The organism is Buttiauxella cochleicola (assembly GCF_021282405.1).
GTDB classification, from domain to species: domain Bacteria; phylum Pseudomonadota; class Gammaproteobacteria; order Enterobacterales; family Enterobacteriaceae; genus Buttiauxella; species Buttiauxella massiliensis.
Window position 1 is genome coordinate 75,216 of record NZ_JAJSOU010000004.1, and the last position, 11,868, is coordinate 87,083.

Below are 11,868 nucleotides of genomic sequence, written 5' to 3' on the forward strand. Positions count from 1 at the left end.
TTATTATCCTGAAAGGGATGGGTGGTAAATGAATTACCCCCAGAGTGTTATTATTAATCATGGATTTGGATTATGCTGTCACTGGAAATGGAAGAAGATGTTGTCCTGCGGGTAAAAGGCATGGAAAAAATGCTTGAAGGAATTGTCCGCGAACTCAAAGCCAACAACGGCGTTGTCGATGAGTTTATAAGGGATGATATCGCAAGGTTCCGGCACTGTTCAAAAGATGTCATAACACACCATACTCAGGTTTCGCGCAACGTCCGTAAAAGACTGGAAGATGTCACCATCCATTCTCAAAAACGTGTACGTAAAACGGCCCAGAGTAATTTGTTATATGGTGTTTTGTGCGGAATGTCTTTCTGCATGTTGCTTCAACTGATGTAATGAATATCAGAGCAGTGGGGAGAAAGTTACCTTTCTCCCTTTTTTATTTCTGAAAATCTTTGTGCTGGCTGAAATACGGTTAAGATTTTTTAGTGATGTATTGATACATTTCAGCAGAAAGAGGAAGGTGTAGGTTAATGTTCTTCCCTGGTAATTTACTATTAAACCATTGCTCATAAAACTGTTTGAAATCGCTACGATTGAAGCGTGTATTAAGATTTTCATCAACCATGTGTTTTAGCGCGATATCATTATGTCGCAGCATTATGCCTAAGTCTTGCGGCGGGCCTAATGTCAATGTAGATATCTGATATCCTTTCATATTTTCGCTGCTTTCAATGAGTTGTTTTAAGGATACCTCATTCATTGCAGTGGCATAACTTTTATGGCTACTCATTGCAGAAAATGAATCTTTCATAGTGGGTTGCGTAAGAACCATAATGTTAAGTTTCTGCAAGCGGTTAAGGCTGTTAACATTGATTAAATCAGTAGTACCTTTTACCACGCTGACCGTTCTACCGGCTAAGTCTGTATTGGAATTAATATTACTTCCACCAAATGAACCGAAGCGTGTATAAACGGACAGATAATGTCGGGAAAATAGCACAACGCTTTCACGCTTCACTGTATCAGTATTAACAGAGCAATCCATGTCAATAATGTTATGGTTTAGCATTGTGGTACGCATAGAAACTGGTGTTGGAATATAATTAACAACCAAGTCTTTAATGCGCAGGTTTTTTTTCAAAGATTCGGTTACATCTTTGCATAAATCAATGACATAACCGACTACATGACCATCACTGGTTTTATAAGAGTAGGGTGGTGCATCACGATAGCCAATATTAATCACTTTATGATTGGAAATTCTTTCCAGCGTCGACATGTTTGTCTCTGCCTTTAAAAGAACCGCATAACAAACTAAAAATAAACTCAGTACGTAGTTAAGAAAGTGTTTCTTTTTCATTTATATTTTTTGTGGTTGTTTGTTATCTTCGTGGTGGAAAAAAGACGAAGAGTAGTTAATAAGAATAAAGTTCAGTTGAAGAAATCGACTGTTTCAATTCAGGTGGTATTGGCCAGTTGAGAGTAATTCCCTGAGGCATGATGGACTCAAAAAACCATTTGTTATAAATGTTGGTAAACTCTTTACTGAGCATCAGGCGTTTCATGGAGCGATTAATCACATCGGTAAAATCGCCATTATCTTTTTGCATCGGCATACCAATAGGCAATCTTGGACTAAGGGTATCTGCTGATATCGCAAACGCCTGCGGATGCCCAGAAAGTGCAATTTGCCCAAGTAGCAGAACGTCGCTTGAGACTATGGCAGGTGTTTGTCCGCTTTCAAGGTCGGAGAACGCTTTAGCATTGTCGGTTCCAAGATCAATATTTAGTGATAGTTGATGCTCTGAATTGGCCTGCTGGATGTGTCGGACAAACACGGTACCGCTTTTTACCATCACGGTATGGCCATTGAGCTCGCTGATATCGGAAATATGATCTTCTTTACGAGATACATAGCGGGTTGCCGAGAAAAAATAGGGCTCTGAGAACGTCACTAATTTTTGGCGTTCCACTGTGTAGACCGTGGGAATGCATCCCATATCGATTGTTTTATTCTCAATGGTTAAAAATTGAGTGGCCGTGGAGACAGGTACCCAATGAATTTTTAAGGCGGGAATATTTAGCTCCTGCTTAAGCATATCGACCAGTCGATTGCATATTTCAATGGAGAAGCCTTGTGGTTTATTGCCCTCAACATATGAAAAAGGAAATACATCAGTCTGGTAGCTAAGTGTAATAGTCCTGGTCTGTGCGATGCGTGATAAAAGCTCATCGGCTCGGCTATCGGAGGGGGTCAGCAGACCAATACTGAGTAGAAGTGTGACAGCCAGAAAAAAAAGCGACTGATATAAATGAGTGGTTATGAATTGCATGTGTTCTCCATTCTCTCCAGTTCGAGCTCTGCCATAACGCTGGCATTTTCTACGGCCCGGCTAAAATAATATCCCTGAACAGTTATTTCTTCTTCACTAAGGGAGGTCAAAAACTCATATTGTTGTTGTGTTTCAACACCTTTTGCGGTGACTTTCAATCCGCGCTGTAGTGCATAACGAACCAGCATCCCCACCAAAATCTGACTGTCTTCACACTTGTCGAGAACATCAATAAGAGAGCGGGCAATTTTAATGTGACTGAATGGGAAGATAATCAGGTAATCCAGCGTGGCGAAACCTGTTCCAAATTCGTCCAGAACAATACCCACTCCCAGAGCCTGAATTGCATTTAGTGTCGGCAGGATGACTTCGCGGTCAAGTTGCTCAGATCCTGTAATTTCAATTTCCAGACGCGCAGGGTCCAGGCCACTGTCTTGTAATGCGTTGCGAATAATGTCCAATATTCTTGGGCTACGCAGTTGATGTGGAGAGACATTCACCGCAACCATTTTTGCTGCTGGCCAGTTAGCTGCGTCCATACAGGCGCTGCGTATCAGCCATTCACCTAACCTGGCAATGAGCCCAATATCTTCAGAGACAGAAATAAAGTGGTGTGGTTGTAGTAAGCCTCTACTCGGATGTTGCCAGCGAACAAGAGCTTCGTAGCCTTCAATGCCGCAATTTCCGAGGCTGATAGTTTTTTGATAATGAAGAAAGAACTCATTATTTCTGATGCCATCTTCAATTTCCTGGCTAAAGAGGAGGTTATTAGATGGGTTCATCGTCATGCCGTGAGAATAGAAATGGAAGCAATTTCGCCCGAAACTTTTGGACGTATAGAGCGCAAGGTCAGCATGAGTGAAAAGATCTTCTCGGGTGTTACCATGTTGAGGTGCACAGGAAATCCCAATGCTACAACTGATAGAGAAAGCGTGCCCACTGCAGGAGAACGGCTTGCTGAGTGCCTCTAAAACTTTTCGAGCAAGTATCTCAGCTTCAGATATCGAGTCTTTGTTAACCTGCTGAAGAATGGCAAATTCATCTCCACCGAGGCGGATCGCCATATCGCTTTGATTAATTAGAGCTGACAGGCGTGTAGCAGATTCTAAAAGCAGTTCATCACCTACGACGTGTCCGTAGGTATCATTTACGGGTTTGAAATTGTCCAGATCGATCAATAGCAGGTTGAAGATACAGCCTTCAGTTCTTAATCTTAATAATCTGTCGTCGATCGAGTTTCGGTAAGCAACTCTATTTGGTAGCAATGTCAGAGAATCATGGTGTGCCATGTACTCCATCCTTTGCGCCATTTCTTGCATGCGTTGTAGATAACCGCGGTCAACCATTGCCACGCGTAGTTTTTCAATCGCTTTTGCCAGTTCGCCTATCTCATCTTCTTGATTCTGGAACGGGGTGAGCTGGTCCGTTTGCTCATCAGCTATCAAAGTCACTGCTTGCACAAGTCGAGGAACCGGACGGAAAAGATTACGCACTAGCCAGTTCACGACCACAACTGTAATACCCAGGATCAAAATCAGCATCAACAAGGTGTTTTTCAACAACTTATTATGAGTAGCCGAGAGGGCATTGCGCTCACCAATGCTACTGACAACAGCACCGATCAACTCGCCGGAAGGATTAACGATGGGAATTGAGCCTACGAAATACTCTTTCCCACCAATAGAGACAAAGCCACGGTAATATTGCTCTAGTGCCGCACTGTTTGCAGTGCCATCAGTGGCGGTCATTTTTTGCGCTGCCTGAGTGTCGATAAAACCTTTATTCTTATCGTATAACAATAGCCACGTCGGATTGTGTGTTTGTGTTGAAACCAGGGTCAGCATATCGGCCGGATCGAAGCCTGTCTGAATTACCGTTTCGTCATCGCAGAGTGGGTGTTCTGATTCGATGGAAATGACCTGACCTTCGTGGTTGGATTTTACCGTTACTGAGGTGTAGATATTGCGGATGATATAACTGGTAATTTGCGAGTTAGTTGATGCTTGTTTAAACCATTGCTCATGAGATATTCGGTTAACCTCAAAAAGGCCTGCCCCAGAGCCAACGCCATAGGCAATCAGAATCCCCAACATAAGGTAGATAGCAACTTTCCCGGTAATCGAATGATACCAGCGATATTCCCCACGTAAGTTGGAATCCTTTTTACAGGGAGGCGCAACCTCATGTTGAACCAGCTCTTTATCTACCATTTTTCTATTTGTACTCTTTTGTAAGCGACTAAAGAAGGCTCAAGAGAGATCTTAAAATATAAACTATTATTATCTTTGTTGTTTATATGACGATATTTGTTAATGCTTTATTTGTATAATGTTATTGCACGGTGTATTTTTGCCGATGAGTCATGCTGTTAAGAAAACATGTTCATAGGGCAGGGTATACTTTAATTGCAAGGTCAAGAGTATAGGGATGGCTAATTAATGCGTCAACGATAAATATTAACATATGCAAGATTACGTACATATGTTTTGATCTTCTCATAACAAGCTAAATATCCAAAAAAAATAGATTTATTGCAAATAATAATATCCATTATGGATTATGAGTATCGTTAAGTATCAACTTCTAAAAGTTTGCATAGATTGTTCATAGGTTGTGGCCGATGAAACAGAAAGCCTTGTGCCAAATGGATACCACAGTTCTTAACTATTTGATGTTCTTTCTCTGTTTCCACACCCTCAATCAATACCAGGCTGCCGGAACTTTTGCAAAGTTGCACAACGTGATGGAGAAATTCTTCACCACCTTCACGTGCTAACCCGAGCACAAGCGTACGGTCTAGTTTGATTTTATCCAGCTCATATTGTGTTAAATACGAGAGCGTGGAATAGCCTGAGCCAAAATCATCAAGAGCGATTTTAATGCCATATTGCCGTAGTTCAGCGAGAACCTCTATAACTTGCTCAGGTTCTTTAACCTTTTGCGATTCGGTAATCTCCATCTCTAACTTCCAGCCTGATGGTAATGGATTACGTAGTAGCTTACTCACCAGACTTAGGAAATTTGGATCAAGTAAAGTTTGTGGTGAAATATTTACCGAAAGCGTCATGCCAGGAAAGCGAGAGAGTTCATGATGAATGGCTTCTACAGCATTCTCCAATACCCAAAAATCGACCTCTGGCATCATACCAATTCGTTCATAATATTTTAAAAAGTACGGTGGTGTTATTTTTCCATCATCACCTTGATGACGAAGTAACACTTCCATTGCTACAATTTTCTGGCTATCAACCGTTATTTGCGGCTGATACCACAGTACGAAATTACCACTACTTTGCAGATCGTTAATATTACGTCTGGCGTCAATATACTCATTTACTTCAGAAAGATAATGATGCGGTGATTCAACTTCGCTATGGCCTGGTACAGGTAATTGAAACTGGTTTCCTTTCAATGGAACAAAACTTGTGTTGCCACAAGGCAGAGTGATCTCTTTATAGTCACGTTTTTCCATATAGCGCAGGAAAGGCCAGTAAATTCCAATACCGGTAAAAATTAAAAATACCTGGAACAACACAGCGCTTATTGCTCCATTTGTACCCAACCAGGCGTTAATGATGGCCGGTGTTGCCCAACCTACCATTTGCTGAAGAGGGGGGATAATGTGCCAAAGGGTGGCGTAGTAGGCAATGATGTAATCCACTGCAGGCGTCATTAGAAAAGGGATAAACATCACCGGATTCAGTACTACCGGTACACCAAAGATGAGTGGCTCATTGATATTGAAAATGGCTAGCGGCAAAGAGACATTGATCAAATGTCTATTTGATGGGTTACGGCTAATGAGTAAGCAAATCAAGAGACTAAGTGTGCCTCCGCTGCCACCTGATGCGCACCAGGTCTCATAAAAGGGAACACTTAATATATTTAATGAATCGTGGCCAGCTTTCCACGCATCCATATTAGATATCGTTTCATTCATGAACCTGAAGCCGATATCCTGGAAAATATAATAGCCATGTACGCCAAAGAACCAGGTGGCTTCTCGCACTAGCTCATAAAGTAGTCCATGGGTGAAATTGTCAGGGTATATTACGTCGGAAATGTCCTGAGTAAGCCAATCACTGGCATGCAAAATGAGATGACCAATCAGAACCAAACCAAGCAATTTACTGAAAAATATTAATAGTATTTTTACGGAAGGCCAGTTGAATTTTATTCTATTGGTGCGGAACAGTTTAATGTTCTTTTCTAAAATTAAATTGGTAAAGATTGCAGCCAGCAGAGCAACTGGCAGGCTTACACCAATAAAAAAGTTAGTTTCATTATTATGTTCAAGGCCGGTAATACCAAGTAAAACCGTTAAGCTAAGAGAGATGCTGAGCATGATAGATAAACGATATCTGACAGCCCATTGCAGAGAAAAAATGATATTTAAAAGTATTGGGAGAAAAACAAGCATACTTTGCTGTAGGTTTTCTAACCAAGTCGAAATTTTTACCCAGTGAACATTCAGACATAACGTGCCTGCAACAATAACTAATCCGCGTAACACGGAAAATGGCATAATCGCCATAGTAGAACTCAGCACTGCCTGTGAAATACGATTGTTAATGAAGTTTAGTTTTATTTTGTGGAATATGCTAATCGCGTTTCTTTTAGTTAAGTTGTAGTTCATTCGTTACTTAATTGTGGGTTCATATGTTATTGTTGTTGCGATGTTAAAAGCTACTATATCACCATATGAAAAGTGGCGATATTGAATTTTATTACTGATGCTAATTAAATGAGTAGCTATTCTCAAAATATTACATTGTTTAAGCAGTCATCTGACCTGATGTATTTACTGTCCAGAAATATACATTTATTTATTGGTGATTTATTTATAGGTGGGTTTGGTAACAAAATTACTGACAAATTTATATATTTTGATGTCGGTCGTGATGTGAAGTAAATTGATTTAATGTTTTGTGTTTTTTACCAATATGTTAAATAAGTTAATACTTCTGTCAATCCCACAATCCATGGCATCAAAATGAACAAAAACCGCAAAGACTGGGCCTGATGGTGGTTCCTCTATGCTTTTGGGCTGTTTCAAACACTGATACAGAAATATATTGTGCGGAGAGCCGAACTTTTACACGATATAGTTATATTGTCCCTGCTACTAATGTGCATAATTCCCCCCAATTAATAAATTACCGCAAGTAATAATAAATATACAGTTAAGGGATATCGTTTATGGCACAGTCTGAGCAAAAACAGTTGCGGTGGTACAACATCGCGCTGATGTCGTTTATTACCGTCTGGGGGTTTGGCAATGTTGTCAATAACTATGCCAACCAGGGGCTGGTCGTTATTTTTTCCTGGGTGTTTATTTTTGCACTTTACTTTATTCCCTACGCGCTGATTGTTGGGCAACTGGGAGCAACATTTAAAGATGGTAAAGGAGGAGTCAGCACCTGGATCAAACACACCATGGGCCCAGGCCTCGCTTATCTGGCTGCATGGACTTACTGGGTGGTGCATGTTCCATATCTTGCGCAAAAACCACAGGCAATTTTGATAGCCCTTGGGTGGGCCATTAACGGCGATGGTTCGCTAATCAAAGAATACAGTGTGGTTGCCTTGCAGGGGATTACGCTTGCGCTGTTTGTCCTGTTTATGTGGGTGGCCTCCCGAGGGATGAAATCACTGAAGATAGTGGGATCGGTTGCCGGTATCGCCATGTTTGTCATGTCGTTACTGTATGTTGTGATGGCAGTAACCGCCCCCGCCATCACAGAGGTGCATATTGCCACGACGAATATCACGTGGGAGACATTCATCCCTCATATTGATTTCACCTATATCACAACCATTTCGATGCTGGTGTTTGCTGTCGGTGGCGCTGAAAAAATCTCTCCTTATGTCAACAGTACCCGCAACCCGGGCCGTGAGTTTCCCCGTGGAATGCTAATACTAGCCGTGATGGTTGCCGTCTGCGCGATCCTTGGCTCTTTGGCGATGGGGATGATGTTTGATTCGAATAATATTCCCGATGACCTGATGACGAATGGCCAGTATTACGCCTTCCAGAAACTGGGTGGGTATTACCATATGGGGAATTGGTTAATGGTTATCTACGCGGTGGCTAACACGCTTGGACAAATTGCTGCCCTGGTCTTCTCCATTGATGCGCCGCTGAAAGTATTACTGGGCGATGCTGACTCCCGCTATATTCCTCAGAAACTATGCCGGACAAATGATGCGGGTACGCCTGTGAATGGCTATCTGATGACGCTGGTGCTGGTGGCTATTTTGATAATGCTGCCAACGCTGGGTATCGGGGATATGAACGACTTGTATAAATGGCTACTGAATCTGAACTCCGTGGTTATGCCATTGCGTTATTTGTGGGTCTTTGTGGCCTTTATTGCGGTACTGCGCCTCGCTGAGAAATACTCACCAGAGTATGTTTTTATCCGAAATCGCAAGCTGGCACTCACGGTGGGTATCTGGTGTTTTGCTTTTACAGCTTTCGCCTGCCTGACGGGGATTTTCCCGAAAAAGCTGGATGCCTTTACGCCTGAGTGGATTTTCCAGCTGTCACTTAACATTGCCACACCAATAGTGCTGGTTGGGCTAGGGTTCATTTTCCCTTTGCTGGCAAGGCGGCATACCCGAGGGCAGACGCCAGCCGTGCGGAGCAGTTAATATCCTGATGCAGTGTTAATCTGCGGTCACCACAAGCCGATTAGGGCTTTGTGGTGACCGCCTAAATCTTAGATCCTGTTATTTCAATGTAATGGACCTGCCGATAGGTATCATTTAGTTGGCGATGTTTTCGACGGGCGTAGCATTGGTTTTATTACTGGAGTAAATAAAGAAAAGCGCTATTCCGAGGCAGACCACTGCACCAAGGCGTGTCACAGAAAAATGAATCGCAACGTTTCCTAACCAGCCAAAATTATCAATGAGCATGCTCATTGCCAGTTGGCCAAAGATGACCGCAACAGTCGCAACCGCCGCTCCAATTCGCTGAACAGCCAGAACCATAATGACAATGTAAGGAACGCCACAAAGTGCGCCAAGCAATTGCCATTTCGGCACATCCAGTAAGCTCACAGCATGCCTGGGTTCGAAGAAGAAAATGAGCAGAGCGGTCACCAGTGCGCCAACCGAGAAAGTCAGAAATGCACTGCGAAATACTCCAACGTTGCTACCCAACTTGCCATTAATTGCAGCCTGCATGCTAAGAAACGCACCGCCAACGACAGCCAGAATGATCATTAATATATTCACGAGTTCACCTCAGCCTTTTGCCATGAGGAATAGGGCCGCAACAATAAAAATCAGCGCGATAAGACGCTTACTGTCAATTTTCCGATGAGAAGAACCAAACAGCCCGTAATGGTCAATGACCAGACTTTTGGAGACCTGTCCTGCCAAAATACCAATCATGGTCATCGCAATTCCAATACTTGGAACGGCAACGGTAAGGATCACGACGTAAACAGGGCCCAGAATGCCGCCCAGCAGAGTCCATGATGGTTGGGCAAAGAAGGAAGGGCTGTTTCGTGGACTAAAGAACAGCATTAACAAGAATGTCAGCGCAGCACCGACTCCGAAAATACTGAACGTTGCCCATAAGTCTCCGACTTCGCTGCCCAGTGGTCCTAATAATCCGGCTTCTACGGATAGTCCCATCCCGCCTGCAACGACGAGCAATATAAATATAAGCTGCATTAAAACAGTCTCCAGTGGTTGAGGTGGAGAATCCTATAGCAGTGATGTGTAATGAAAAACGGTATAATCCAGGAAACACCTTTGCAGAAGTTGAGATAATGTACGATCCAGGCACGATAAATTTTCGCACACTGTTATTTTTTATCGGTGTTTTTGATGCTCAAAGCTTTTCAGTCGTAGCTCGGCGTGAAGGGGTCTCCGTATCAATGATTTCACGCGTCATCCTTCAACTGGAGGACGCACTTGGTCAGCAGCTTTTTTATCGAAATACCCGAGCAGTTATTCCCACTGAGGCTGGACGGTTATTTATTAGCTATGCCCGTACCATGACTGAGCAAATGAGCGAAGCTCGTAAAGAGATGCAGGATAGAGCCATTGAGCCTGCAGGGCTGATAAGGATTAATGCGCCTGTATTTTTCGGCCAGCGCCATATTGCCCCCTGGCTTAGCGAACTTTCAGCTCGCTATCCCCGATTGCTGATTGAACTGACGCAGACTGATGATTACATCGACCCGCACAGGGATGCCTCAGATGTTATTTTCAGAATTGGCACGCTGACGGACTCTTCTTTCCACGCGCGCATATTTGGAGCTCAGCGTTATCATCTGGTTGCCTCTCCCGGCTATATTAAAAAATTTGGAAAACCGGAATTTCCAGCCCAACTGAATAACCATAAATGCCTGGTTTACAGAGGATCATCGGGTCCAAATCGCTGGTTATTCAGGGATCCAGCTGGCTCCTGGACCCACTATCCCATTACTGGATTACTCACCTCCAACAATGCCGAATCTCTTCTTACCAGCGCACTTAGCGGCATGGGAATGGTGCTGTTTCCTGACTGGCTGATTGGTGACAGTCTTAAAAAAGGTGATCTCGTCAGATTGATGGAGGGATTTGAGGCCGCGATCAATACCGAGCCGCAGCATATCGCTGCTATATATCCCAACGCACGCCATCCTCCGCTAAATGTACGGGCAGTCATTGATTATTTCGTCGAAGTTTACGGCACACCGCTTTACTGGCAGTTTGATTGAAACTTAGCGACCAGAGTTGGGATATAGTTCCCTATGTGGATAGAGAAACGAGCAATAACCGGGTTATGAAAACCTGAATTAACTGAATCTGGTAAGGGGCCTTATAATGAGTGTGATTGAAGAATTGAAGACGAAATATCCGGGAGCTCAGGCGTGGTCCTTTGGGGATAATCCTGAAATGGCAAACGAGCTTGCCGACTTAGTCTTGAAAGGAATTAAAACTGCATCATGCGGCTCTCTTGCCTCTTTTTGGGCAGAAGAACCCTCCTCAAAAATAGGCAGTTATAATATTATTCTCAATGGAGAAGGTGCTCCGGTATGTGTTATCAGAACTATATCGATGAGCCTGATATGTTTTTCTGACATGACTGAAGAATTTGCCAGAAAAGAAGGTGAGGGTGATTTGAGCCTTGAATATTGGAGGAGTGAGCATAAAGCGTTTTTCACTCGGGAAGGCTGTTATTCAGATGATATGGAACTTGTTGCCGAAGAGTTTAAGCTGATTGAAGTTCTGTAATTTGAGTGAGACTAAGGTTCATCTGCATTTAAAATAGCAGCTGTTAGCTCACTTTTTCTAGCTCACACTTTATTACCTGCAGCATTTCTCAACCATCAAGTGAAGAAAGGTTTGCATGCTTCTATAGTTTTAACCATGTTTTCAATAAGGTTTAAGGCTGAGCTATACCAGCGGTTTCTCATTTTCTCTGCTCTTAATAAAATTAAAGCAGAATAAAATTTACCTCCATTATCTGCGCTTTTTTCACTTAGAATCAGTAGGCGATCAATATCCTTACTTATTTATGGTTATTATTAAACTGGGG

At 42.8% G+C, this 11,868-nt stretch carries 10 protein-coding genes; 4 read left to right on the plus strand and 6 right to left on the minus strand.

The window, feature by feature from the left end:
• Positions 1-72: 72 nt before the first annotated feature.
• A complete protein-coding gene (locus LVQ79_RS06660; protein WP_151995639.1) occupies positions 73-387 on the plus strand; it encodes a hypothetical protein in 315 nt (104 codons plus the stop codon).
• A 79-nt stretch (positions 388-466) separates the two neighbouring features.
• Here the strand turns inward: LVQ79_RS06660 and LVQ79_RS06665 are convergent, their stop codons facing one another.
• From LVQ79_RS06665 to LVQ79_RS06680, 4 genes are all read right to left on the minus strand, one after another.
• Positions 467-1,354 (minus strand): transporter substrate-binding domain-containing protein, encoded by an 888-nt coding sequence (locus LVQ79_RS06665; protein WP_232864348.1) that lies wholly within the window; start codon positions 1,352-1,354, stop codon positions 467-469.
• A 55-nt stretch (positions 1,355-1,409) separates the two neighbouring features.
• Positions 1,410-2,327 carry an amino acid ABC transporter substrate-binding protein gene (locus LVQ79_RS06670; RefSeq protein ID WP_232864349.1) on the minus strand — a complete coding sequence of 306 codons (918 nt, stop codon included), beginning with the start codon at positions 2,325-2,327 and terminating at the stop codon, positions 1,410-1,412.
• Positions 2,315-4,537, minus strand: coding sequence for an EAL domain-containing protein (locus tag LVQ79_RS06675; protein ID WP_232864350.1), 2,223 nt, complete (start codon positions 4,535-4,537; stop codon positions 2,315-2,317). Before LVQ79_RS06675 ends, LVQ79_RS06670 begins: the two co-directional genes overlap by 13 nt.
• Positions 4,538-4,896: 359 nt before the next feature.
• Positions 4,897-6,963 carry an EAL domain-containing protein gene (locus LVQ79_RS06680; protein ID WP_232864351.1) on the minus strand — a complete coding sequence of 689 codons (2,067 nt, stop codon included), beginning with the start codon at positions 6,961-6,963 and terminating at the stop codon, positions 4,897-4,899.
• 563 nt (positions 6,964-7,526) lie between these two features.
• Here LVQ79_RS06680 and LVQ79_RS06685 point away from each other — a divergent pair.
• Positions 7,527-8,981: an APC family permease gene (locus LVQ79_RS06685; protein WP_232864352.1), complete on the plus strand. Its 1,455-nt coding sequence runs from the start codon at positions 7,527-7,529 to the stop codon at positions 8,979-8,981.
• 114 nt (positions 8,982-9,095) lie between these two features.
• Here the strand turns inward: LVQ79_RS06685 and LVQ79_RS06690 are convergent, their stop codons facing one another.
• Together LVQ79_RS06690 and LVQ79_RS06695 are read right to left on the minus strand one after the other, a co-directional pair.
• Positions 9,096-9,569, minus strand: coding sequence for a DMT family transporter (locus LVQ79_RS06690; RefSeq protein WP_232864353.1), 474 nt, complete (start codon positions 9,567-9,569; stop codon positions 9,096-9,098).
• A 9-nt stretch (positions 9,570-9,578) separates the two neighbouring features.
• Positions 9,579-10,013, minus strand: coding sequence for a DMT family transporter (locus LVQ79_RS06695; RefSeq protein WP_232864354.1), 435 nt, complete (start codon positions 10,011-10,013; stop codon positions 9,579-9,581).
• 98 nt (positions 10,014-10,111) lie between these two features.
• On the opposite strand from LVQ79_RS06695, the gene LVQ79_RS06700 reads away from it, so the two are divergent.
• Both LVQ79_RS06700 and LVQ79_RS06705 read left to right on the plus strand, forming a co-directional pair.
• The gene (locus LVQ79_RS06700; RefSeq protein WP_232864355.1) at positions 10,112-11,047 is read left to right on the plus strand and encodes a LysR family transcriptional regulator; all 936 of its coding nucleotides are present in this window, start codon (positions 10,112-10,114) and stop codon (positions 11,045-11,047) included.
• Between the two features lie 106 nt (positions 11,048-11,153).
• Entirely contained in the window at positions 11,154-11,564 is a 411-nt protein-coding gene (locus tag LVQ79_RS06705) for an ASCH domain-containing protein (RefSeq protein WP_232864356.1), read from the plus strand.
• Positions 11,565-11,868 lie beyond the last annotated feature (304 nt).

Excerpts from the sequence above, each read along its gene's own strand:
- LVQ79_RS06680 (WP_232864351.1), bottom strand. The coding sequence starts at position 6,963 with ATGAACTACAACTTAACTAAAAGAAACGCGATTAGCATATTCCACAAA.
- LVQ79_RS06685 (WP_232864352.1), top strand. The coding sequence starts at position 7,527 with ATGGCACAGTCTGAGCAAAAACAGTTGCGGTGGTACAACATCGCGCTG.
- LVQ79_RS06695 (WP_232864354.1), bottom strand. The coding sequence starts at position 10,013 with ATGCAGCTTATATTTATATTGCTCGTCGTTGCAGGCGGGATGGGACTA.
- LVQ79_RS06705 (WP_232864356.1), top strand. The coding sequence starts at position 11,154 with ATGAGTGTGATTGAAGAATTGAAGACGAAATATCCGGGAGCTCAGGCG.
- LVQ79_RS06670 (WP_232864349.1), bottom strand. The coding sequence starts at position 2,327 with ATGCAATTCATAACCACTCATTTATATCAGTCGCTTTTTTTTCTGGCT.
- LVQ79_RS06700 (WP_232864355.1), top strand. The coding sequence starts at position 10,112 with ATGTACGATCCAGGCACGATAAATTTTCGCACACTGTTATTTTTTATC.
- LVQ79_RS06675 (WP_232864350.1), bottom strand. The coding sequence starts at position 4,537 with ATGGTAGATAAAGAGCTGGTTCAACATGAGGTTGCGCCTCCCTGTAAA.
- LVQ79_RS06660 (WP_151995639.1), top strand. The coding sequence starts at position 73 with ATGCTGTCACTGGAAATGGAAGAAGATGTTGTCCTGCGGGTAAAAGGC.
- LVQ79_RS06665 (WP_232864348.1), bottom strand. The coding sequence starts at position 1,354 with ATGAAAAAGAAACACTTTCTTAACTACGTACTGAGTTTATTTTTAGTT.